The sequence below is a fragment of the Streptococcus sp. HMSC065H07 genome, from assembly GCF_001837325.1.
Lineage (GTDB): Bacteria > Bacillota > Bacilli > Lactobacillales > Streptococcaceae > Streptococcus > Streptococcus salivarius_H.
In genome coordinates, this window is sequence record NZ_KV832031.1 from 6,193 (window position 1) to 29,263 (window position 23,071).

Annotated in this window: 21 protein-coding genes and 4 pseudogenes; 17 read left to right on the plus strand and 8 right to left on the minus strand. The window is 33.0% G+C overall.

The genetic code is table 11. The features are described from left to right. Positions 1 to 1,386 precede the first annotated feature (1,386 nt). The 7 genes and pseudogenes from HMPREF2637_RS11280 to pezT form a co-directional block, all read left to right on the plus strand. Positions 1,387 to 1,760, plus strand: a pseudogene (locus HMPREF2637_RS11280) (hypothetical protein); the annotation flags it as partial. Further along, entirely contained in the window at positions 1,753 to 2,133 is a 381-nt protein-coding gene (locus tag HMPREF2637_RS04765; RefSeq protein WP_070839262.1) for a thioredoxin domain-containing protein, read from the plus strand. The pseudogene HMPREF2637_RS11280 and the gene HMPREF2637_RS04765, both read left to right, overlap by 8 nt. Positions 2,134 to 2,145: 12 nt before the next feature. Further along, positions 2,146 to 2,280 (plus strand): annotated as a pseudogene (locus tag HMPREF2637_RS11520) (transcriptional regulator); the annotation flags it as partial. Then, positions 2,278 to 2,646 (plus strand): annotated as a pseudogene (locus HMPREF2637_RS11525) (hypothetical protein); the annotation flags it as partial. The pseudogenes HMPREF2637_RS11520 and HMPREF2637_RS11525, both read left to right, overlap by 3 nt. A gap of 104 nt (positions 2,647 to 2,750) precedes the next feature. Beyond that, positions 2,751 to 2,981: a hypothetical protein gene (locus HMPREF2637_RS04775; protein ID WP_256315921.1), complete on the plus strand. Its 231-nt coding sequence runs from the start codon at positions 2,751 to 2,753 to the stop codon at positions 2,979 to 2,981. A 69-nt stretch (positions 2,982 to 3,050) separates the two neighbouring features. Next, positions 3,051 to 3,527 carry a type II toxin-antitoxin system antitoxin PezA gene (gene pezA / locus HMPREF2637_RS04780; RefSeq protein WP_070839266.1) on the plus strand — a complete coding sequence of 159 codons (477 nt, stop codon included), beginning with the start codon at positions 3,051 to 3,053 and terminating at the stop codon, positions 3,525 to 3,527. Further along, complete coding sequence (pezT, locus tag HMPREF2637_RS04785; protein ID WP_070839269.1) at positions 3,527 to 4,285, plus strand: type II toxin-antitoxin system toxin PezT; 759 nt, start codon at positions 3,527 to 3,529, stop codon at positions 4,283 to 4,285. Before pezA ends, pezT begins: the two co-directional genes overlap by 1 nt. A 390-nt stretch (positions 4,286 to 4,675) precedes the next feature. Here pezT and HMPREF2637_RS04790 read toward each other — a convergent pair whose 3' ends face one another. Continuing rightward, positions 4,676 to 5,572: a tyrosine-type recombinase/integrase gene (locus tag HMPREF2637_RS04790; protein WP_070839271.1), complete on the minus strand. Its 897-nt coding sequence runs from the start codon at positions 5,570 to 5,572 to the stop codon at positions 4,676 to 4,678. Between the two features lie 90 nt (positions 5,573 to 5,662). Here HMPREF2637_RS04790 and HMPREF2637_RS04795 point away from each other — a divergent pair, with 90 nt between their 5' ends. Further along, on the plus strand, positions 5,663 to 6,655 hold the full coding sequence (locus HMPREF2637_RS04795) for a hypothetical protein (protein ID WP_070839278.1): 993 nt from the start codon (positions 5,663 to 5,665) through the stop codon (positions 6,653 to 6,655). A gap of 43 nt (positions 6,656 to 6,698) precedes the next feature. Here HMPREF2637_RS04795 and HMPREF2637_RS04800 read toward each other — a convergent pair whose 3' ends face one another. Beyond that, positions 6,699 to 7,664, minus strand: a complete 966-nt coding sequence (locus HMPREF2637_RS04800; protein WP_070839281.1) for a polyprenyl synthetase family protein — start codon at positions 7,662 to 7,664, stop codon at positions 6,699 to 6,701. Positions 7,665 to 7,795: 131 nt separating this feature from the next. Between HMPREF2637_RS04800 and HMPREF2637_RS10845 the strand changes: the two are divergent. The 9 genes and pseudogenes from HMPREF2637_RS10845 to HMPREF2637_RS11530 form a co-directional block, all read left to right on the plus strand. Next, a pseudogene (locus tag HMPREF2637_RS10845) lies at positions 7,796 to 7,950 on the plus strand (peptidylprolyl isomerase); the annotation flags it as partial. A gap of 168 nt (positions 7,951 to 8,118) precedes the next feature. After that, positions 8,119 to 9,549: a hypothetical protein gene (locus HMPREF2637_RS04805; protein WP_070839284.1), complete on the plus strand. Its 1,431-nt coding sequence runs from the start codon at positions 8,119 to 8,121 to the stop codon at positions 9,547 to 9,549. 100 nt (positions 9,550 to 9,649) lie between these two features. Then, the gene (locus tag HMPREF2637_RS04810) at positions 9,650 to 10,525 is read left to right on the plus strand and encodes a hypothetical protein (RefSeq protein WP_256315868.1); all 876 of its coding nucleotides are present in this window, start codon (positions 9,650 to 9,652) and stop codon (positions 10,523 to 10,525) included. A 29-nt stretch (positions 10,526 to 10,554) separates the two neighbouring features. After that, positions 10,555 to 10,758 carry a hypothetical protein gene (locus HMPREF2637_RS04815; protein WP_070839290.1) on the plus strand — a complete coding sequence of 68 codons (204 nt, stop codon included), beginning with the start codon at positions 10,555 to 10,557 and terminating at the stop codon, positions 10,756 to 10,758. Positions 10,759 to 10,827: 69 nt separating this feature from the next. Further along, positions 10,828 to 11,940, plus strand: a complete 1,113-nt coding sequence (locus HMPREF2637_RS04820) for a hypothetical protein (RefSeq protein WP_070839292.1) — start codon at positions 10,828 to 10,830, stop codon at positions 11,938 to 11,940. 228 nt (positions 11,941 to 12,168) lie between these two features. Then, entirely contained in the window at positions 12,169 to 12,903 is a 735-nt protein-coding gene (locus tag HMPREF2637_RS04825) for a hypothetical protein (protein ID WP_070839294.1), read from the plus strand. Between the two features lie 258 nt (positions 12,904 to 13,161). After that, on the plus strand, positions 13,162 to 14,235 hold the full coding sequence (xerS, locus tag HMPREF2637_RS04830) for a tyrosine recombinase XerS (RefSeq protein ID WP_070839297.1): 1,074 nt from the start codon (positions 13,162 to 13,164) through the stop codon (positions 14,233 to 14,235). A 93-nt stretch (positions 14,236 to 14,328) separates the two neighbouring features. Further along, a complete protein-coding gene (locus HMPREF2637_RS04835) occupies positions 14,329 to 15,207 on the plus strand; it encodes a helix-turn-helix domain-containing protein (protein WP_070839301.1) in 879 nt (292 codons plus the stop codon). Positions 15,208 to 15,267: 60 nt separating this feature from the next. Further along, positions 15,268 to 15,804: a DUF2570 family protein gene (locus HMPREF2637_RS11530; protein WP_256315872.1), complete on the plus strand. Its 537-nt coding sequence runs from the start codon at positions 15,268 to 15,270 to the stop codon at positions 15,802 to 15,804. Between the two features lie 45 nt (positions 15,805 to 15,849). On the opposite strand, the gene HMPREF2637_RS04845 is transcribed toward HMPREF2637_RS11530, so the two are convergent. From HMPREF2637_RS04845 to HMPREF2637_RS04870, 6 genes are all read right to left on the minus strand, one after another. After that, on the minus strand, positions 15,850 to 16,209 hold the full coding sequence (locus tag HMPREF2637_RS04845; RefSeq protein ID WP_070839304.1) for a hypothetical protein: 360 nt from the start codon (positions 16,207 to 16,209) through the stop codon (positions 15,850 to 15,852). Beyond that, entirely contained in the window at positions 16,206 to 17,621 is a 1,416-nt protein-coding gene (locus HMPREF2637_RS04850) for a Y-family DNA polymerase (protein ID WP_070839306.1), read from the minus strand. The genes HMPREF2637_RS04845 and HMPREF2637_RS04850 overlap by 4 nt, the downstream gene beginning before the upstream one ends. A gap of 310 nt (positions 17,622 to 17,931) precedes the next feature. Beyond that, positions 17,932 to 18,693, minus strand: coding sequence for a DUF6994 family protein (locus HMPREF2637_RS04855; RefSeq protein ID WP_070839309.1), 762 nt, complete (start codon positions 18,691 to 18,693; stop codon positions 17,932 to 17,934). A 339-nt stretch (positions 18,694 to 19,032) separates the two neighbouring features. Next, complete coding sequence (locus HMPREF2637_RS04860) at positions 19,033 to 19,599, minus strand: hypothetical protein (protein WP_070839312.1); 567 nt, start codon at positions 19,597 to 19,599, stop codon at positions 19,033 to 19,035. A 12-nt stretch (positions 19,600 to 19,611) separates the two neighbouring features. Continuing rightward, positions 19,612 to 20,265, minus strand: a complete 654-nt coding sequence (locus tag HMPREF2637_RS04865; RefSeq protein ID WP_070839315.1) for a hypothetical protein — start codon at positions 20,263 to 20,265, stop codon at positions 19,612 to 19,614. Positions 20,266 to 20,513: 248 nt separating this feature from the next. Then, the gene (locus HMPREF2637_RS04870; RefSeq protein WP_070839318.1) at positions 20,514 to 23,054 is read right to left on the minus strand and encodes an SspB-related isopeptide-forming adhesin; all 2,541 of its coding nucleotides are present in this window, start codon (positions 23,052 to 23,054) and stop codon (positions 20,514 to 20,516) included. Positions 23,055 to 23,071: the final 17 nt, after the last annotated feature.

The window sequence follows — 23,071 nt, forward strand, 5'->3', positions numbered from 1 at the left end:
TACATCAATTCCAAATACTGCACGCATGACATTATCTCTTTTGTCTTGAATAATTCCATGTTTTAGTGATTTTATTCTCAATACGCGACGTTTAGCGTCCCACATACTTTGATCAAACTCCACCTAAAACAAGGTGTCTTGCCAGTTTATCAAGCAACGTCTAGCGCCAAAAGAAGTCACGACTTAACAAGACACCACTACTTCAATACAAAGAAAAAGTAGTGAGTACTCTCTCTTGTCGGAGATTTCTTCACTACTAATCTTAGTATGTTTACTATATGCTTAATACGAATTTAATATAAGTTTTTCTGAAGAAGCACTTTACTGTTATTAGTAAATGCGGGAGATATAATTAGTCTTAAATAATAGTCATATAGCTATTTAATTGCGGAATCCTACTATATCGGTTTTTTATTGCGATAAGCGATTATGAGAAACTGTTTGAATTAATAGGTTCCCTACCAAAAAAACTGCCAAAAATAAATTTGGCAGTTTTTTTGGTTTTTCTATTTTAGACTGGTTTTGTTTATCATGTCATCTACTATGAGATTGAAATATGAACGTTTTTTTTTGATTTATTGTTTTTTCGCTTGAAATAATTAAAGCATATATGAATAGATTGTCACCTACATCATAATTTATATCTGATACTCGCATTTTTTTACTATATTGGAGTTTGACTGTGAAGTCAAAATTGTCCTTAACAATAAGTTCAATCCAATTAGAATTATTTTTTCGAATATATGAATGACTTTTCCGTATACATAACATTTTGCATATGATTTGGGATGTGAGAATCCTAATTTCTTTTGATTATCAAAAAAGTGCTCAGATAGTTCACTTTGCGATTCAGAAATTGAATCAATTATGATAAATTGATCAATACCTCCAAAACTATTTTGTTCATTTTCAATATGTGCTGTAATTATCACATATATTCATATCGTGAATCAATATATTTTATAACAGTGAGTTTTTTATCATTATTTGAGAAAATTTGTAACTTGGTTCCGTCGAACTTTATTTTTCCTTTTATGCTAACTTCAACTCTATCTAATCCTAAGAAAGCGGTCGTTTTGGAAAAACAATCATAGATATGTTGCTCATTATTAATGAGATCTTTTTCGCTATGTTTTTTTATCATAAAAGAATATTTTCCTTTCGTTTATGATATTATGTTGTTTTTTACACATATTTCTTTCAATTTTGAAAAGTTTAAAGCGAGAATGAGAGTGACGCGTTAACTTTTTAAGTTGGTCAGAAAAAGTAGTCTAGAATAAAATAAAAAAAGCATAATAGAAAATAGAAGGAATTTTTCTTGATTTTGTGAGCTACAAATAAAACTATTTTTCTTCTATATAATAGGTAAGATAAATAATAAAATAACAGCTGGATGAACAATTATTTTTGATGCCCAATTATCCATGTGAGTTTGAAGTGACATTTTTAGATGATTACCATAAAAAATACAACTACCCACTATTTTATGAATCTTATCTTCAAAACATTATGGAATTCCTTGAAAGTCAGGATATAAAGAACGGAGCTGATGCCTTTGTAGATGATCATCAAAATCTTGTTTTTGTTTTATATGGACAAGGCTATCGAGCCGAGGGAAAAGAGGGAATACTTACAACCCAAGTAACTGTAAAAGCTTATGATGAAGACAATAAACCGATTAACTTCCAAATTTATTAGTTTCCTTAATCGTCTCAGAATATCAAAGGGAACCGAATCTTTTGGAGGTCTCTCATGATTGATCTCTATCTAAGTAAAAATAGCCAAAGAAATCAACTTCTTTTGGATTTCTTTCAAAAGTATGGCATAGAGGTCACTCCTCATTCTATTTCTGAAATGACAAAGGACAAATTAATTGAAATGATGAGCTATTCTTCAGATTGTTTTGAGTATTTATCTCCCAATTTATTACGATTTAAGAACCGTGACAATCTAAGATTAACGGATTTCGTTGAGATGATTTTAAAAAATCCTGAACTAACCATCAGACTTCCTCTTGCGGTTTCAAATAAGCGAGTTTATCCAAATCTGAATTTGGAAGAGGCTAGAGCTCTATTGCCAAGAGATACGAAACAATTGATTTACATGGCACAAACACATTATTTATCTAGCTAAAGGAGAAGCAATATGGCTGAACAATTTTGGGAGAACTTGTCCATTATTTTGACTGAAAGAAATATCAGCTGGATTGAGTTAACCAGAAAAATGTTTGCGGGAGAGTTTCACTATCCAAGTGAATTGAATCATTTGTATCAAAAGATTATGAGTCTCCATGCACAAAGTTCGACCAAAGCAGATGCCATGAAGAAACTACGAACAAAGAAGACCTTGATGGAATCCCAAAAGATTGGGGAACAACAAAAACTAGCTCGTACAGGTATCTATTTGGAAAAAGTAGGTCATGTATTAGAAAGCAATATCGATGAAGCTGAGGAGCTATTAAAAACCATGACAGAGACAGGAGATAAACTGTTTCAAACAGTCTTCTTGATTGGTGTCTTTGGTCAGGATGAAGAAGAACTCAAACAAGCTTTAGACACTATCCAACAAGTGGCCGGCTCAAATGACCTAATGATTGATAAAGAAGTCAAGGCCGCAAAAGAGAATCTAAGAAATTGCAGTCCATTTATGATGCGATTTCCGAATTATACTAAGCAGTCCTGATAGGCTGCTTTTTTGAGAGATTATAGATGTTTACAACATTTTTTTAGAAAAACCAAGACAATGGTGACATATTTAAGAAGCTAATTCATCGACTATCTGATATGTCCGTCCCAGATCTTGAAAAAATAGACCTACTGATAGATATCATTTTCACTCCAAATCAAGAAACCGAACAACTTAAAAGAGAATCAACTTATAGAGAAGAAACTTTGGACGACACATTAAAGGAAGCTAAGAATCAACTTCATAAGGAACAATTAGAGAAGAATTTAGAGAGATTTAGGAAAAATAGTCAATAACGCACCAAAAATGGTGCATTTGCTTTTTCTAAATGTTATAATGGTGGTATCAAATAAAAGGAGTTTGCTATGATTGGAAAAAACATAAAATCCTTACGTAAAACATATGGCTTAACACAACCCGAATTTGCCCGAATTATAGGAATTTCTCGAAATAGCTTGAGCCGTTATGAAAATGGAACTAGTTCAGTATCTACAGAACTAATAGACATCATTTGTCAGAAGTTTAATGTATCTTATGTCGATATTGTAGGAGAAGATAAAATGCTCAATCCTGTTGAAGATTATGAATTGACTTTAAAAATTGAAATTGTGAAAGAAAGAGGTGCTAATCTACTATCTCGACTCTATCGTTATCAAGATAGTCAGGGAATTAGCATTGATGATGAATCTAATCCTTGGATTTTAATGAGTAATGATCTATCTGACTTGATTCATACGAATATCTATTTAGTAGAAACTTTTGATGAAATAGAGAGATATAGCGGCTATTTGGATGGAATTGAACGTATGTTAGAGATATCTGAAAAACGGATGGTAGCCTAATGGAAATCCAAGATTATACTGGTAGCGAATTCAAACATGCTTTAGCAAGGAATCTTCGTTCTCTGACAAGAGGAAAAAAGTCCAGTAAGCAACCTATAGCGATTTTGCTTGGAGGGCAAAGTGGTGCCGGTAAGACTACAATTCATCGTATTAAACAGAAAGAATTTCAAGGAAATATTGTTATCATAGATGGCGATAGTTTTCGTTCTCAGCATCCACACTATTTAGAACTGCAGCAAGAATATGGCAAAGACAGTGTTGAATACACCAAAGATTTTGCAGGCAAAATGGTAGAGTCTTTAGTAACAGAATTGAGTCATTTGGGATACAATCTTTTGATAGAGGGAACTTTACGAACGATTGACGTTCCAAAGGAAACAGCACAACTCTTGAAAAGTAAGGGATATGAAGTACAATTAGCCTTGATTGCGACAAAGCCTAAGCTGTCCTATCTGAGCACCCTTATCCGATACGAAGAACTGTACGCTATCAATCCAAATCAAGCACGCGCAACTCCAAAAGAACATCATGATCTGATAGTGAACAATCTAGTTGAGAATACCCACCAGCTGGAGCAATTAGGTATCTTTGAACAAATCCAAATCTATCAACGAGATAGGACCTGTGTTTACGATTCGAGAGATGATGAAATGTCAGCAGCAGCTGTTCTTCATGAATTATTGTTTGGAGAGTGGAGTCAGGTAGAAAAGGATATGCTTAAATCTGGAGAAGAAAGATTTAAAGATTTAACTAATTGAAATGGTTGTTAGAACAAAAATTTTAAAATATAGTCTACTTATAACTTTTGTTAGTTGTTTAAAGTGGGCGAAAATTTTTTAGAACCAAAAAACGCATAGTATCAGGTGTTGAAAAACTTGAAATTATGCGTTTTCTTGTGGGAAGATTTACTCCATTTTCTTCAGGAATTGAGATTTTGCCCATCTTTTTTTATTATATTTAAGGATATTTGAAAGATGTATTTTAGAAAAACAATTATGGAGTCCTTAATACGGAATATAGTATAAATGCTGATTCAAAGTGAAGTTTTATATGTTTTTTGCTTTTGTTGAGTATAAAATCTATTAACTAAAGTCGAACTACAAAAATTAATTTAAGATGAAGTGAACAGTAGACTTTGGAAATGTCTCTTACTCGATTTCAGAATGAATTACTGATACGGGATTAAAAGAACTAAGTATTTCTTTTTGTTTTGAATGAGATACGTGAGTATAGATTTGTGTGATTGATATAGAACTATGTCCAAGAATTTGTTGAATATATCGAATATCTACATCACTATCTAGAAGCATTGTCGCAAAGCTATGTCTAAACATATGCGGTGTAATAGTTCTAGAAAAGTTATTTCGTTCAACGATTCTCTTTATTACTAAACGTACACTTTGCTCTGACAATGGTTTAAGTGAATGTTTCCCTGGGAACAAGAAATCATTGGATTCATTTCTTGTTTTATTTATATATGTTTCTAATAAATTGAATGTTTTTTGATCTCCTAAAAATAGGATACGTTCTTTCTTACCCTTTCCTATAATATGGAGTGTCTTATTGGACAGATTAATGTCTTTGAGATGAATGTGGCAAAGTTCAGAAATTCTGATGCCTGTTGAAAGTAAAAGTGAAATAATTAGTAGATTTCTTTCAGCGTGTTGTTTTTGATAGTCAGTTTTAGATACAATTACTTTCCGTTCTAAATATATAAAAATGTTTTTCAGAATGTCATACGGAATCGTTTTAGGCAATACTTTTTCAGTTCTAAATTGAAAGCGCAATTGATTGAAGGGATTCTCTTCAATTATGTTCTGGTATTTTAGATAGTTATAAAACACCTTCATACAAGCAATTTTTCTTCTTAATGTATTCGTTTTTATGTTAGATCGTGTCAACTGTTCTATATAGGATTCGACATTATCATAGTCTGAGTTATAAAATTGCATAAGATCATTCTTATAAGCGCGAATCGTGTGTGAACTCAAACGCTTATGAGTTTTGCAATAATCTAAGTAAGTAGAAATAAGTTTATAATCCATAAAAATCTCCTTTATCAATAATCATGCTATTATAAACCTATTTGAGTGTTTCGTATAGTGATAATAAATTGTTATCGGTAGGAGAATACTATGGAAATAAAAATAATTGATAAAATTTTATCTCAAAAATGTTTTTGGACAATTATTTTTACTTGGTGGGTTTTTATTGGAATTATAGTATCAATTTTTGATTCATCATTAAAATACAATTATATATATGTTTTTGGGGTAAATTCTCTATTGTTAGCCCAGATTATCACATATCAAAATTTAATGAAAAAAGAAATAATCCTTAAAACATCTATTTCAGGTACTAAAGTCAATAATCTTCCACTATTTCCAATATTCAGTAAAAATAATAGTTATCTAAACAAATGGTATAATATATCTATTTGTTTTGTAATTGGTTTAATTTATTTCATTTCTCTAGTATTATTAAAGGTTCTTATCTTGCAGGAGCTAATTACAATCTATGGTGCAATTACTTTAATTCTAACTGTATTTATTGCAATACAACTGTATTTAAAGTATATACTTTATATTCTCACATTAAGGAAAATTTCAAAATTAGAGTTTATTTCATTAGTACCAATTTCCCTGCATAATCCATCTGAATGTGATTGGATAGTTAAATTTACCGATAGTATGAGTTCATTTAGTAATTATTTTGGAATTTTAGGTATTGCTTATACTGCTCTATTCTATTTAACCACTCCACTATCTGCTATTAAATTTACCGGAAATACATTAATAATAGATACACCTAATAACCTAGTATTTATAATTACTTGGGGAATAATTTTTATACTGATTGGCTTTGGTTATTTAATTTTTGACTATATTTGGAAGAAATATATTAAAGAGATAATAAAAAAAATAAAAAGAATGCAACTAAAGGAATATGATATTACTGATTACAGTAATAAACAACTTAATAAAGATTATATTGAACTATTTAAACTCTATAAAGATTCCCCAAACTTTCCACAGTTATTCAATGGAAAAACACTCAATCCGATAGGTTACGTCCCCATTTTGATAAATCTATATAGGTTACTTCAACCATTTTTATCACAAAATTAGTGTTGTTAAAAGAGCAGAGAATTCCAATCTCTGCTCTTTTATTTTAATAAATCCCCGCTCTCACCTTCGCTAATTTAATTGAATAATCAATAAAATAATTTAACCTTTCCATAGAGTGATTTTTTTCTAAAACTTCACATTGTTTTTTAATATCAAACTCAATTAACGAAACTTCATTTTTTATATGTTTTAACACACTATATTTATTCAATAAAATTTCTATATTAGTCACCTTATCTTTATTCTGAAGTCTCAATTTTTCTTTATTAGAGAGAAACTGTTCAAGGTAAACGTAACATAAATTTTTCCTACTTTTATTAATATCAAAATTATGATTCCCTTTGTATTTTACAGTGAACTCAGGATTAAAGTATGCTTCGCAATCATTTAGTAATTGAAATAAGTAGCCTAATTTATAACCAATAATTGCTAAATGTTGATTGTCTAATTCAGGATCATATGATTTCATGCCAATCACTAAACAATTTTGAATAACTTGTGAAGTTTGGTTATCTAAAATTTCTTTTATTTTATCAATACTTACATTAATATCAATATTTAATTCTTGTATTGTTCCCTGACACATTCTAATAATTATTTGGCTAAATATCCTAATCGTAGAATCATCAATTTCAGATAATAATTCAATACACTTTCCTAATAAAAAAACTGTGATTACTAAGGCTTCATCAATAGAATATTGCTTATGTACTGTGTATATGCTATGTCTTTTATCGTCTTGATCTATAATATCATCAATAATAATAGAGGATTTATGAATTAACTCAATAGCTATTGCAGATTTGTAAACTTTTTCATTTAGATTCTCAGAAAACAACTTATAACCATAATATGTTAACAACGGTCTGAAACGACTCCCATTCACCACTTGAAGTATCTCATGATATTGTACTGGTAGTTCAAGCAGTATTGATTTAATCCTAGAATCAATAGTGAACAAAAAATCTTTTTCTTCACTATTTAACGTAATTATTGGTGTCTTTTCCATAGTATTCTCCTACCGATAACAATTTATTATCATTAGTATACCATAATTTGTAGTTAATCATATTTTTCCAGTGATAAAATCTCCAAACTAATCTTGATATGATGTGGCTTTCACTAATAAAGAAGTAAGTAATGTTTAACAAAGTGAAGGTTCGATTTCTGGTTGGAGTAGAGGTTTAATCGTAATAAGTTTTATTGTTATGATTGGCTATAAGATTGGTTCACAATCTATTTCAAAACAAACCGAGAACCAAATACGAGAAGAAGCAAATAAACTTTTGACAAAGATAAATTGCACTTATTCTTGCAATTTATCAAGTATACATTATTAGAGAAGTATATCAATATGGCTCTTGGTTTTGAGTTCTAATTTGTGTGTGGGTGTCACTGGGTTAAAAAAGGTATATGAGGTTTAGTATAATGGTTCCAAAAAATTGAAGAGAAGGACTAGACAAATGACAAGAACACCAGGTAATAAAAAATGGTTACAAAATATTGCTAAGAAAATCAATTTCCCACTTTATCCAAAGAAAAAATTTAATGGGGAAGAAGTCACTCTCATGCCTGATGGAACGGTCCGATTATCTGAAACAGGAGAAAAGCCTTCTGCAGAAGCACTGGAAGCCTATCAAGACTTTGTTAAGAAATTCAATGAAAGACTACGCCGTTTTGGGGTAAGAACAATCGATGGAAAAGCAACATTGAATACTGTCTCTCGATTTTCGGACGACTATTATAAGAAGTATGCCTCGACACCATTACTGAAACAATTTTACCCAAACAATGACTTTCCTTTCCATTTGCAACTTCAAGAAGATTACATCATCCAAATCAACTATAGTCAAGAAACGGACTATGAGTTAATTAGTAAGCAATTAAACCAGTTAGATATGGATATCCTACTATTTATAGCTACTTTCCGAAATGTTCAACTCCTTCAAATTTCAAGGGAGTTTGGTTTACCGATTCCTAAAATCAAACCACATCTAAAACGACTCAGAGAGTTTTACTTGGTTCAAGAGTGGGAGTTCGAACGTGAAGATACTCCAGGGGCTCTTGCGACAAGTTATTCTATTTACAGTCATGGAACAATGTTGCTCTTACTAGGAAATAAGATCAGCAGAAACTTCACTTATAAATGGAAAGATATCCTTCGGGAAGAAGATAACTACTCTCCTATTCGATACTGGAAGGTCGTAGATGCCTATCAGAACTTCAAATTTAATCAAAACTATGCCTATTTTGTTCCTACGTCAAAACTGGAGAAATTCACGTATACAGTGACAAAGACACAAGAAAAGAGTGAGAGTGCAAGTCCTCTTTCTGGTATGGAGAAACGAAAATCAGAATTGCAAGCCAAAAAGGCGAAGAAGAAAGAGCGTACGTATACAGTCCATGTTCCTAGATATCTCTTTATCGGTCAGTTAGCTCTCAATAAAAAGGAAGATGACGGTACAAAGAATCTTTTTGATGTGTATCCTTATATCACTAACGTTGGTGATACCAGCGATCTTGATAAATTGCTTAATGTCTTTAAACACTTTGGACGTTTCGAGGATGGTTTAGATGAAGAAGGCAACAAACGTTATCTACTGATTATCGTTGATAATTTTGACGACATTCAAGAAATTGAAGATAAGTATATGCTTATCGAAAATGGTGGCTATAAGAACCTCAATAACATTATTTTCCTCAATCTAGAGCTTGCTGCAGAAGAAGGGATTGATAAGTCTCTTGTTGTTATCAGAAGTCAAAATGCAACTGATGGTGGTCGTGTGGCCAAATACATGCCTTTTAGAATGAATGAAGCGTTTAACGAGCGTCCACTAATCAAAGACGCCGAACTAGAAGAGCTAGAACAAGAAGAAGGTGATACTGATGCTTAATATCTATATTGATCCCTACGTCCTATCTCCTTTTGAAGCTTCTCCCTTTTTTCATAAGCTGACTAACTTTGCAAAATCTAAAGACCATAGAGTAGCTATTATGGGATTTAAGTCACATATTTCTTGGAATGCTCTATCGTATTTAGAAGATAAAGCTAAGATTACGATTACCCACAAACATGCAGACCTGGAGGATGAGAAAAAACAAGCAGTTCTACTAGCTGGCTATTTAAAAAAGGATATTGAGTTAGTAACGTCTCCAACAAGCCATATTACAGATATCTTCCTCTTTGATGAGCAGGCTCAAATGGATACGAACACTTTGTCTCAGCTACTCAGCAAAGTCCCTTACGTACATTACCTATCAACCGAGCATTTTTTCCATTCTGCTCACGTCAATAATTTCCCTAAGAACAGACCATTTATTTTCAATACCCAACTTTTTCGAGACACGAGAAATATTTATTTTGCTAACAGTTTAGTAGAAGGTCATGATTCACTATTTGAAAGTTTAGCTAAGAATGATATTACCCAACAATCATTTTTTGGTAGCAACAACTATATCTATATATCAGGTCATAATGGAAAAGAAGAAGCACGCGCTAAGGTCATTATGAACGTCACAAAAATTGAAGATTTGACGGTTGAAAGCATAAAACCTTTAGAGCCAGTATCAGCCACTGCAGAACCTCAACAAAGCATGAAAGAGCTACGTTTAGACGAAATTGAAGAACGTTTAAAGCAGAAAATGAAAAGCTCAGATACAATTAAAGACAATGAAAATTCAAGCGAGGTCTTGAAAATTACTTCTGAAACCCTTACAATGATAAGGAAGGTAATGGATTGTATTGGGAGGATGGAAAATAGTTTAAATGCTAAGATGGCTGAACAAGCTGACGACAACAATAAACTTGATTCAGATTTTGATCCATTATACGCCTTCAGGGCCCAACATGATAAATTGGGGGAAGATTAAACACTAATAAAGGGTTGAAGGAGAGAAAAATGACTGATGAAGTAATGACTAAAAAAAACATTTACTTAGTGTCAGACGTTGACAAAGCTAGGGAACTTGAAGCATACATCGTAAGTACTACAGATGGTATGGAAGTCTTTGGACTTATTGGTTGTGATGAACTTGAGGAATTAACAGATGCTCAACGGGCATTTGTGCAGAGCGGTGAAGCGATGCAATTCAAAAGTAACTAAGCTCCATGATTGATTAAAAAGCTGAGAAATCAGCTTTTTTGAGTAGAAGAAAAGATATAGGTTTTTTAAATGATTTGGATAGTTTTTGGTGTTTTGTTTTTAGTATTATTAGTATTATTTTTATTTGCGATATTATATGAATATTGTTTTTCTAAGAAACTTGAGATTCAGTCGATATTGAAGAAATACTTAGTTCATGTGTTAGTAGTAATTTTCTTATTCGCATTAATTACTCCATTAATTTTGTATTTCTTTGGACTTTTTAAAGAGAAAAGAGCATTGGAAAATTCAGATATTTTAGGATACTATGGAGCACTTATTGGAGGTGGAGTTACTGTTTTAGGTATCTACTGGACATTTAACTATGAAAGATTGATTTCAGCAGAAGAAAGAAAAGAGACTAGTTTACCTCTCTTAAAGTTTTCTCTTAGTATGCTTACTGATGAAGAGGAATCTGATAACACAGAACCATATGATCTTCATACATATAGAGGTTTAGAACTTAATTTAGAATATGATGATTTAAAAAAAGAAGAAGAATTTTTATCTATTAGTTTTACTGGATTATCTAATCAAAGGAGCGAAATTCTTGTTGCAAAAAATAAAAACAATAAGTTAGAAAGCATAAGTAAGAGTTATAAAGACGCTTGCTTAAGTAAGAATCTTGAAAAGGTAGAAAATAAAATTGAAGAAATTTTAAAGAAGCAAAATAAAATTTCAAGTAAGCTATCAGAGATTCTTTTTAAGACATTTTCTTTTCATTTAAAGATAGAGAATATAGGTTTACAAACTGCAATATTATCCTCTATGAGTCTGCACTCAAAGAATGGTATAAGTTCGAGAGTACAAGTAGTGTATGAATATGACAAAGACACTACAGAGAAACCTGAAGATTTAATGAATAAAGATGAGTCAACTAAACTAGGAATGTTTGCTGTTCCAAAAGAAACAGATACCAGTTTAAAAATTGCTTTTTGGTATTTTGATTATAAAAGAAACTATTCAAACAAGTCTAATGGTTCTAGAGATTATGACAATGGAGACTACTTATTGGTAGAATTTACAGATGTATACCTTAATCGTTATAGATATAAACTCCCAATCAAACTAAGAAATTTTTACGGCAAATATTCAGTAATTCTGGATAGTAAACAGATCCCAATTAATCCCGAAAAAATATGAATTTAATGAATTATAGAGTCTAACTAGGAAGAATAGTTGTTTGACTTTTTTAGTGGATATTGTCTAGTATGAAAAATGAGATGATATTAATTGACCATCTAAAGTATATGAGGAGGGATGTTTAAAATTATAAGTGGACTTCAATGGTTTAATCCATCTTGATTTGGACACACTATTTTGATATATTTGTTTTTAGATGATAAACAAGAATAATGGGAAAGAGAGAGTATGAGACGGTCTAATAGTCATTTAAGGAACCAACATATTGTATTACTTAATTCAAATTATAGAAGGTTAAATGGTCATAAAAGAGAACCCCTAATCGTTCTTGAAACTTCAAAGAAAAAATTTACACAGATTATCCCGCTTCTAGCGTTATTGTTAAGTTTGACAACTGGTTTGTTACAGTTTTCGATAGTAAAAAAAGGTGATCATAGAGCACACATGTCCTTGAATTGGAAACAAGAAGGAGTACAATCTGCAACGGTAGAATTGAATGGTGGAGTTAAAAAGATAGATATTCCGAAATTGAGAGTATATGTTACATCAGGTACTATTCAGCGCACTTATATACTTACACCTTATGTATATGATGAGAATGATAAAGTTCATCCACAATATCCCTACTTTAAAACATTTGAAGCTACTCATATTAGTTTAAAAAATGAGACAAATGGTTTATTACCATCAAATCTTCAAAATGAAGTATACTTGGTTCCTAGTCAAATTAGAGCAAACGGACCTAATGGAGATTCGGCTTTCATTTTTTATTTACTCCAAGGAGTAGATGGAAGTTATAAGATGATTATGGTTATTTATAAAGATTTGTCCAGAAGTCCTCAATTGGAGGTTCTAGATAGGGTAGATTGCCTGACATATGAAGATGATAATAACAGTTACTATATTACGCAATTTAAAAATTGTGAAAGCTATTTGAAAGATAATAATATTACAATTGATTAGTAATTGAAAAAAGACTACCTATCGGATAGTCTTTTTTCTTTTATCATATTAGTTTGGTAGAACAAATTGAAGTTTCTTGGTTATTCAAAAAATAATTAAAGAATCTTTACTAAATAGAATATATGTAAATAAAGTCTATATTTAGATAGCTGTCATTTAACATTGGTGCATTTGTTCGGAAAACAAGTATTTGTTGAATACACATATTAGTTATGATAAACTACTACTAACAAGAAAATTGTTAGATTTGAGGTTAATATGAAACAAGAAACACTAATGAAAAATATAAACGAGTTGCTTGAGATTATGCCTTGGTATGTTAAGGAATATTATCAAGCAAAGCTCGTTATTCCATATAGCTATAAGACACTGTATGAGTACTTAAAGGAATATAGACGATTTTTTGAATGGTTGATTAGTGATCATGAGAAATTGGGTGAAACTGTACGATATGCAGATTATGATACGATTGCCGATGTTCATATTGATGAGCTGGCCCATTTACCAAAGTCTGTTATCGAAGCCTATTTTGTCTATCTTCGTGAAAATACTGAGCGTCGTTCAATCTCTGAAGTCAGCATTGTTCGGACTAAGGATGCTCTCTCAAGTTTGTTTAAGTATCTTACTCAAGAGACTGAGGATGACGAGGGTGAGCCTTATTTTTACCGAAATGTCATGGTTAAGGTCAAAATCAAGAAACCTAAAGATACCTTGGCAAGTCGTGCTGATAACATGAAAGAAAAACTCTTTTTAAATGATACACAGTCTTTCTTGGACTATATCGATAATGAGCATGAAAAGAAAATCTCAAAACGTGCCCAGGTATCCTTTGTCAAAAATAAAGAGCGTGATCTTGCTGTTATAGCACTTCTACTCTCAACTGGAGTCCGTTTATCTGAACTAGTGAACCTGGATATGCAAGATGTCAATCTAGCCACAAGGACGATTACAGTTATTCGAAAAGGTGGGAAAAAGGACGTTGTAAATATAGCTCCATTTGGTGTACCTTATATCGAGCGATATTTAGAAATTAGGAAGGAACGCTATGCAGCAAGTGATTCTGATAAAGCATTCTTCTTAACGACTCAAAATAAGGTGCCTGCAAGGCTTGGAACACGTTCTGTCGAGCTTTTGGTGAAGAAGTTATCTACCGCCTATGGAAAACCCACTACTCCTCACAAACTGCGACACACACTTGCGACACGTCTTTATGAGCAAACAAAAGATAGTCTCCTAGTCTCCCAACAATTAGGACACAAGGGAACTGCAATGGTAGAAGTTTATGCTCACGTAGCTGCAGAGACGACTAAGGAAGCACTAAGTGATTTATAATTGATTGGCACTTCAATTTTGCTATACACGATACATAGTACAATATATATCTGTGTATCGTATTAAGGTTATTAATTAGTGGAGATTTAGGTTATGGATTATTTTGCAAGTAATTTAAAGCATTTAAGAAAGATTTTTGGAGAGACTCAGGAAGATTTAGCAGACTTTCTTTTTACGAGTAAGAGTGCTATCTCTAATTATGAAAACGGGTTACGATTTCCTGATGAAGATGTTTTGAACAAAATATCAAAACACTATCAAGTAACATTAAGTCAACTATTGAATGAAGATTTAACTGTTACTCCATCTTTGTTTGATTATATAAAAGGTCTAGATGAAGATAGCTGTCATCTGTTAAATAGAATATTTATTCCTTTTAAACTTAAAGACAGTTTGACCAGTAAAGAATATAAAAAAGCATTTGAAGAACATTTAAAATTACTGTATGGTTCAATAGAAGAGAAAGAAACGGTTGATATAGGATTTATAATAGATGTCTATGAAGAATCGATTGGAAATTACGATAAGCCAATTTTTTTGTTAAATTTTTTGAGCTTTTATTTTCTTATTGGCCTATGTTTTTTAAATATAAGTGATGATACACTGGATTTAGAACAACTTAAATCATATTTAAGAACAAAGAAAAGAAACAAAAAGGATGTAAAGAAAGTATTATCAAATTTATTTTACTTAGAGAGTAATGAGTTTGGTAATGAAAATGTAGATTCAGAATCTCTAAAAGAGTTTGATGAAGACTTGCTATTTATTATTGAAAAACTAAAAAAGACTCAGTATAGTGATGTTGCTTATTATTATTTTGCATTAAGGTATGTATGTAATATTCCAAATAACAGTGAAAATCGAGCTACGAATAGACTGATTGGGATGACCTTAATTAATGATTTAGCTGAAATAAACAACAAGTACGCCAATAAATTTATTGCAATTATGAAAAAAGTTCACAAACTGTGAACGACAATATAAATAATTTCCTTTATACTATAATTAATAAAGATGAAGGAGAAAATAACAATGACCGCAATTTTTAACGAGCTCGATAATACTGATCAAAAATGGGAATACGCAAAATTAACTGAACTTGCTTTTGAGCATGGTGGGCCAGAGCAACTTATTGAAGATATTCATTCGGATGGCTTTGAAGATGGTTTTAATGCTGGCTGTATTCAAGGTAATGAAGAGGGTTATAAAGAGGGATACGAAGTAGGTTATGAGGATGGTGCTCTAGCTGTTTTATCCCAAATTGAGAATAGTAGCCAAGTTGATGATACCAATAATGTCCAACAAGATGATATGTTAAATAAAGTAGCAATGCTTAGTGCTGGTGCAGCTATTGGAGGTGTGATTGTAGGTTTAGGTAAGTGGGGTTGGAATAAATATAAAACACATAAGGAACTAAAGGCAGAAGAAAAAACCAAAATAGAAACTATTAAGGAAACAAGTGCAAAGGATTATGCTGAAAATCTATTGAATGAAGCAGATAAAGATGATGAAATTGTCACTGCTATCATTGATGAAGATGGTTCAATCATTACAGTTGATTTTAGTTAATCTAGTTAAAAAGCAACAACCACATGATATAGGCTGTTGCTTTTTTTAGTGTATATGATTTTCCAAAAGCTGAATTTGAAGGATATTGTCGAGTTGAACTAATCTATATCCTTCACTAGTCTTTATTGATATTTCTTTACGAGACAGTTCTCTCACTTCGCCGAATAAAGTAATTTTTCTATCACGATGTTTGATGGTGAACTGACCTTTAAGTTGGTTGGTATAGAGTTGAGAAAGTAATAAGAGTTTCTGAGGCTTACTTAAGTCTGTTGAGAAGTCAACACGACTTTTAGCAGCATGTAATGATGAGGTATGCTCGGACAGAAAGAATCCCATCCACTTTTGCATCCCAGGATCTTGGTATTCTCTTGCTGCTTGAAATGGTAGATAGGAACGATCAATCATTTTAAACCATCCAATCCTCCAGCAGAATGTCCTCCGATGAGTCTACTTCTGGCAATACTTCTCGATGCACCATCAAGTGCATTAGCTTTTAGTAGAGAGGTAAATCCAAATTGGTCTCTGATAGAATCTATTGCTGTCTGGAGCCTTTCTTCTTTTTCAATTTGTTCGACATCATCGAATAGTGAGATTAATCCAAAAGATTTATCTACAAATCCAGAATAATTAACCGCTACACTTCGGATTGCTCCTGAAGTGTATTTATTATGGAATAATTTCAACACATAGTTTGTCAGCAGGTCAGTGTTATTCGTTGGTTCTATTTTCATTTGAGTATTGATAGAACGCTTGTTTTCATGCTTAGAGTAGCCAAGGTGTATAGAAACAACAGTCGCTTTTTTTCCTATCTTTCTCAGTCGGATAGCAACTTGCTCGGCCATCTCTCTAAGGACAATCTCAATATCACGTTGTCTAAAATAGTCTCTAGGGAGAACCTGGGAGTTGCCTAGACCTTTTGATTTGGGTTTGTAGGGCTGATGAACGTTACTTTCATCAATACCATTAGCATGAAACCATAAACGAAGGCCAGCTACTCCTAGTTCTTTCTTCAAGATATCCGGGTTTGCATTTGCCAAGTCTTTGATTGAATGGATACCTAACGTGTTGAAGCGTTTCTCCATTCTTTTACCGATACCCCAGAAATCTGTCATCTTAGGAATAGACCATACCTTATTCTCCACATCCTCATAGGACCAGTTAGCTCTCATGGTTGGAGTTTTCTTTGCTTCATTATCAAGGGCTAGTTTAGCAAGTAATGGGTTAGCATTGGACATACCAACGGTTGAATAGATGCCAGTTTGTCTCCAGATGTCCCTTTGGATACTTGCAGAAATAAGGTCAAGTTTTTGCTTTCGTGACAACTGCTTATCTGGAATGAAGTAATTAAGAGAACTAGACAGGTCGATAAAACCCTCGTCTATAGAATAAGGATAAATATCGTTAGGGCTACCGTAGTTTTGAAAAATGCCTTGGATTTCCATATTAACTGCGATATACTCATCCATTCTGGGAGGAACGATGAAAGTTACTTTTGCCCAATCTTCAATGAATCGCACGTATTCTGGATCTGTTCTCAGTCCTTGTCTCTTGGCATTGTAGTACGAGAACTTTCTTGTTTGAACATCAAAAGGGAGGTCGTATGCTCTTCCTACGTTTGATTTCCCAAACACTTTCTTAAATATCGGTGAAGAAGCTAGGATAAGACCTGCAGAGTTATCAGCTCTACTCATAACACATAAAGAAGTCTTTAAAGGATGTAGTCCTCTCTCAACACATTCGACGCTAGCATAAAAAGACTTCATATCGATAAAAGCGATATCGCTTCTTGGCTCTCTTGAATAATCAAAATATCCCATGTGCTACCTCTTTTGTTAGTTTATAAGCTAACAAAAAGTATAGACTATTTTGATGAGGTTTTCAAGTGATACGATATTACCAATAGATTTAACAGTTGCTTTCGTAGAGCTTGAACTAGATGATGATGGTTAGCTTTCTGCTATGTAGGATTCTTTACTTAATAACGGAATAGATTTCTCTTCTACTCAAAAGCAAAAGGATAAATTCCCCCTACACTATAATAGTGAAAATTTATCCCTTTTGGTAACCTCTTTTATTATTTTTATTTTTAAAGAAAACGCATATTTTATTTAACTGGTGCTGAAATCTTTATAATAATATTTTTTTAGTTCTTTCTAGAATAATGATATTAAGATTTTTCATATATCTTATATATTCGTCTTCTGTGCTAGCAATCAAAATATCTTCTTTATCTAAAAAAACAACCTGATTGTTCTCTAAATCTGATTTAATTAAATCTATAATTTTATTTTGCTCATATATAAATCCTTCTAACTTGAAAAACTCGACAAAGTTCTCAAATCCATTTTTACAATTATCATCATCAAAAAATAGTTCAAACCATTCATGGTAATTCTCTATAGCATAATCTATTTTTGAATTATTATTTCCCACAAACCATTCTTTTATAGCATATAGTGTTAAATCAAAACGGTCATAATATCCTTTATATCCACCTCTAGCCTGATTAACGGTTACTAAATTTCCACCTCTAGGGAAAAGAATGTATCCACCTATTCTTCCTGAAAATTCCAAATGTTCTTCAATAATTTTTTGGTCGTTTAATCCTGCCTTTTGTGCCCAATAAATAGAAGCTCCTATATAATCACTTGATAATAAATACTTATCCTTATCAATAAATAAAGTATAAAAATCTTCATTTCCAAAGTTTTGGCATTTATTACATACAGTTCTTATTTTAAGTTTTTCTTTTGAATCATCATCAAAAAACATCTCACATAAATCATCGTACAACGCCTTACTACATTTATCAGGATCCTTTATATTTTCTAATGAAAAATCTTTGAGAAGATGAGGGTTTAAATCAAATAGATAATTTTTAGAATTCATATTTATTATTCTCCATTAAATCTTTTAGGCAATTTAAAGTCAAATTTTCCTCCAAGCACACCCGCACTTACTCCCGCAACTACTAAAAGTGCTGTACTAAGGAAATATACCTCAAAATCCTCATTTTAAAGGGCTTTTTTTCACATTTTCCCACTATTTCTAACGGGGACTTCCTATTAAGTATTCTGTTTCTATTATACTTAAATGTTCTCACCCTTTAAAGTAGTCTTTTAATTATTATTCAAGAAAATTACTAGAGTTGTGAAGTGTTGCGCGTGGTATATGATTCAATACAAAAAGGATAGCATCACTATATGCTATCCTAAGCTAGTCCTATGATTATTGTACAGTTCTCAAGGTTGCTGCTACTGTTCTGATAGAACTTTGTGTGTAGTCGTCATGTCTTTCTTCATCTGTGATTACACGAGGTTTTGGAAAGTTCTCGTTAGACTTTTTATGTTCTTTAGCTTGTTTTGCTTGTTCCAGCCGTTGGTGTTGAGCTTCTGGTCCCCAGTCTTTTTCTGCAACAATCTCAGAGACCATAAAGGCACTATATCGATATGCCTCTGGGACAATCGTCTGGATTTGTTCTTTCGTGAAGCGGTCTCCCTCACTATAATCAACGACATCCCAAATTAGTCCGCCATCGCCATCTTCTCGTGCCGCAAGGAAATGTTCACATCCAATAGGATTTGATAGGTTGATCATAAAGAGTTCTTCAGACCATTCTCCAGTCATTACAGCATCAATAAATGTTTTATATTCATCGTCCGAGGCAAAATTTAGATGCCCGTCCTTTTCAGCTTTTTGAGCTTTACATAGTACCTCAAAACGTTCCTGGTATAGAGAGAAATTGTACTGCTTCAAAAAACTTGCTTGTTCCGTTGTTAAAATATTTTTCTTCATCGTGATTACCTCTTATTCTAAGTTAAATGTCAGTGTTACTTTAGTCAATGGGATGTGTTTAAGCCCCCAAAAGCCAGATTTCAGTAACACTTTGAACATACCAGCTACATTTCCTTCTGTATCTTGTCTAAACTTTTCATCTCTGATTTCCGTAAGACCTTTAAATTCATGAGAAATACTACTAGCAATAGATGAACGCATCGACTCTTTGATATTGTCTACGGTGTCAAATCGTCCTCTGATATTTGCATTGTGTCTATCGTCAAAAATGATTTTATTGATTTGACCTTTGCTGAAGTTTCTTAAGGCAATAGCTACAACATAAGGAAGTGCAATCCCCAGTGTAACTAGAGGGTGTGTTAGAATATCAAACACAATACCTTTTAGAGTGGTGATAAGTACGATATATGCCAATGCTCCTATCAATTTAAAGTAATTAACTGACATCGTAAATTTATTTTTTCGATTAGCTAATAACAAACCAATACATACATAAACTACCAGTAATACCAGGGCTATAATATGAATCGTCTTTGTTGAAACATTGAGAATATTGTTTGCTAATAACAGAACTGAAGTGGCTGTTATAAATATGATTTCAAGAAAATAAATACTTTCAGCAAACCATTTCATCAGTAACATGAACATTAATTTATTATTTTTCAAATAGATACCTTCTTTCTACTTATATGGTCTTGATTTCATAAGTCCATAATTATTTAAATTATCAGTTCTCATATAAGCAACAACTTCCTTCCTAGTTTGTTTTAAAGTACCTCTTTATTATAGGAAAACAAATATCTATTTGTAACCCAGTGACACCTCATAAAAAAGCACAACTCTTGTGAGCTGTGCTTTTAGGGAATTATGAATTTAGAATAGGGAAAAGGATTTTTTAAGAAGTGGGTGGTATCTTAGCATTCTTTACTACGTTTTGAGAAACCAAGCATACCTAGTGCAGTAGTTAGAACAACTGTACCTACTGCAGCAATAGCTGAAGTTGATTTTTCACCAGTATTAGGAAGAACCTTAATAGCTTGTTGTTGGACAGGCACTTCTTCTACTGGAGTTACTGGGGTAGAAGTAGGTCCGCCAGACTCTCCTACTGGTGCTGCTGGTGGTGTATCAAATGAAACAAGATTTGATTTATAGGCATTACCAAAATCAATCTGATAGAAATCATTTTCTACAGTAGTACCTGCAGGGACTTTCAATGTAGCAGGGAGATTAACTGTTACATTATTATTCTTAAGAATGTAGTCTTGGTAATAATCAACTGGATTTTTGGCTACCCAAAGATAGAATTCACCAGTTGGGTTAAGACCAGATTTTTCTAGGATCTTGTTGATGGCATCAGTACGTCCTTCATCTGAAAGTACGTGATACATATCAAAAAGGTCTTTGACATCTTTGTTATTGCTATCGCGAATAGTAATAGCGTCTTCATCTACTGTAAAAGCACCATCTTGCACGTCATCGAGAAGTGCAAATTCGAGAGCTTTCTTAGAAGCGGCCATGTCTTTATATGGACTATAGTCAGTTGTCAAATGGAAGTTGACTTTATCATCAGATGTCGTTTGGCCATCGATGTCATTTCCTTTTGAGTCTGTAACAGACTTATGTGGCTTAGGAGCTGTTGGCGTCTTGTTAGTGACAGTATCAGAGAAGGTTTCGTAACCGTTACGACCAGCTTTATAAGTATTATCGTAGGAACCGTTATCGTCAGTTGCTACGAACTTGATTGTAGGTGCTTCGAGAGCTTTACCATCGTATTTGGCAGTAAATGTGTAGGTCTTAGAAGCCTCATCATAATCAACGTTCCAACCTTTAGCCTCATTTTCAATCTTGTTGGCTTCGATATTTGGAACTTCACCGAATTCAAGTGGATCACGAGTTGTCACAGTATCGCCAACCTTTGCATTGGCAAAGATGTTTCCGTTATTCAAAACATAGGTATGTTCATCATTTTTAGGAATCATCTTACCATTAACATTTTCACCGTCGCTGTTGAGGACAGTCTTAGTTACAGTTGGTTGATAATTCATACTGTAGTCATGATAACTTGCTGATGGAATTTCTGGTTTAACAGGTTCATTAACCTTTTTAACTGTAGCTGATGGTACAGTGTTTGGATTAGTGAAATCGAGACTTAACTGACCATGAGTATTGATAATCCAATTATCATCGATGTTAAGAATTGGGATAATACCAGTAGTTTCGCCTGGTTTCAAGACATAGGACTTGTTAAGTGCAATACTACGATTGATATCTTCCGCAAAGCTTGAGTTACCATCGTGGTTTACTGAGTAAATTTCTTCACCATCAGTATAAACGTGGTAGTTAAGATTTTGGTTAACACCAGTGTTGGGACGGTTACTTGTGTAGGCATAGTTCCACAAATCGAGACTATTAAGTGTTACAGTGGTAGAACCATCTCCGTTTGCAGCAGACGTGAAATTGACCTTCCCGTTAAGAGTACCTGTACCCAAAACACCCAAACTATCATTAGCTGAGTCATTCATATCGTGCGTGAATGAGAAGGTCCCATCCGGATTAACGCTACCATTTTGAACCGAGTTACCATAAGTCAACTGGTCAACATTTTGTGTTGTTACTCGTCCGTCAACATTAACGTTAGCATTATCCTTCATAGCAGCATAATCTTTGTTAAATTTGTCGATGGTTTCTTTGTTCGAAGCAATCTGCTTATTAACCTGATCAGTATAGGTGTTGTAATCACCTACATTTTTACCATCCCCACTTGAGATTTCAGTAGTCTCAGCTTTAATAAGGCCATTACTATCTTTAACTGCTTTATCCACTTGAGTTTCAAGTGTGTCGTGAGCTTTGTCAGCTGCATCATAAGCTGATTGGCGACCAGATGCGTCCTGGGTAGCTTGTTTGATTGAGGCTACTTGTTCATTTTGGTCAGCCTTGATTTCAGCTTGCTTTGATGCGAGTTCTTCACTTGTAGTTGGTGTCCCTTTATCTTGAGTAGCATCTTGTGTTACTTTAACACCACTGTCTTTGGCAGTAGCAACTGCATCTGTGACAGCTGTGTTGTCGATAGCAACTTTTTCAGCTTCCGTTGATGTATTAGCTTTTTCTGCGTAAGCATTATTATCATTAGTGCTTACTGGTTGTGTAGTAGCTACTTCTGCTACTGTTTCAGTAGGTTGTGAATCAGAAGTGTTTGTTGTAGTCGCTGTGGTTGTCGAAGTAGAGACATCTGATGTTTCAACAGCTGTAGCTTGTGACATCAGACTGTCTGCGTTTGCTTGAGAGGTAGCAACTGGCTCTGAATTTACAGGTGCTTCAGTTACTTCATCTGCGGATGCTTGAGAAGCTCCCCCAACGATTGCTGCAGCACCGAGTGCAAGTACACCTACTGCTCCAAAGACATTGTTTTTACGAATAGAGCCATGTCCTTTCGTATTATTTGAGTCTTTAAACATTTTAAATAATCACCTTT

Coding starts and splice junctions, on each gene's coding strand:
- HMPREF2637_RS04855 (WP_070839309.1), bottom strand. CDS start 18,693: ATGAATTCTAAAAATTATCTATTTGATTTAAACCCTCATCTTCTCAAA.
- HMPREF2637_RS04845 (WP_070839304.1), bottom strand. CDS start 16,209: ATGATTGATCGTTCCTATCTACCATTTCAAGCAGCAAGAGAATACCAA.
- xerS (WP_070839297.1), top strand. CDS start 13,162: ATGAAACAAGAAACACTAATGAAAAATATAAACGAGTTGCTTGAGATT.
- HMPREF2637_RS04810 (WP_256315868.1), top strand. CDS start 9,650: ATGGGATTTAAGTCACATATTTCTTGGAATGCTCTATCGTATTTAGAA.
- HMPREF2637_RS04850 (WP_070839306.1), bottom strand. CDS start 17,621: ATGGGATATTTTGATTATTCAAGAGAGCCAAGAAGCGATATCGCTTTT.
- HMPREF2637_RS04825 (WP_070839294.1), top strand. CDS start 12,169: ATGAGACGGTCTAATAGTCATTTAAGGAACCAACATATTGTATTACTT.
- HMPREF2637_RS04835 (WP_070839301.1), top strand. CDS start 14,329: ATGGATTATTTTGCAAGTAATTTAAAGCATTTAAGAAAGATTTTTGGA.
- HMPREF2637_RS04795 (WP_070839278.1), top strand. CDS start 5,663: ATGGAAATAAAAATAATTGATAAAATTTTATCTCAAAAATGTTTTTGG.
- HMPREF2637_RS11530 (WP_256315872.1), top strand. CDS start 15,268: ATGACCGCAATTTTTAACGAGCTCGATAATACTGATCAAAAATGGGAA.
- HMPREF2637_RS04805 (WP_070839284.1), top strand. CDS start 8,119: ATGACAAGAACACCAGGTAATAAAAAATGGTTACAAAATATTGCTAAG.
- pezA (WP_070839266.1), top strand. CDS start 3,051: ATGATTGGAAAAAACATAAAATCCTTACGTAAAACATATGGCTTAACA.
- HMPREF2637_RS04765 (WP_070839262.1), top strand. CDS start 1,753: ATGATTGATCTCTATCTAAGTAAAAATAGCCAAAGAAATCAACTTCTT.
- HMPREF2637_RS04815 (WP_070839290.1), top strand. CDS start 10,555: ATGACTGATGAAGTAATGACTAAAAAAAACATTTACTTAGTGTCAGAC.
- HMPREF2637_RS04870 (WP_070839318.1), bottom strand. CDS start 23,054: ATGTTTAAAGACTCAAATAATACGAAAGGACATGGCTCTATTCGTAAA.
- HMPREF2637_RS04790 (WP_070839271.1), bottom strand. CDS start 5,572: ATGGATTATAAACTTATTTCTACTTACTTAGATTATTGCAAAACTCAT.
- HMPREF2637_RS04820 (WP_070839292.1), top strand. CDS start 10,828: ATGATTTGGATAGTTTTTGGTGTTTTGTTTTTAGTATTATTAGTATTA.
- HMPREF2637_RS04800 (WP_070839281.1), bottom strand. CDS start 7,664: ATGGAAAAGACACCAATAATTACGTTAAATAGTGAAGAAAAAGATTTT.
- HMPREF2637_RS04860 (WP_070839312.1), bottom strand. CDS start 19,599: ATGAAGAAAAATATTTTAACAACGGAACAAGCAAGTTTTTTGAAGCAG.
- pezT (WP_070839269.1), top strand. CDS start 3,527: ATGGAAATCCAAGATTATACTGGTAGCGAATTCAAACATGCTTTAGCA.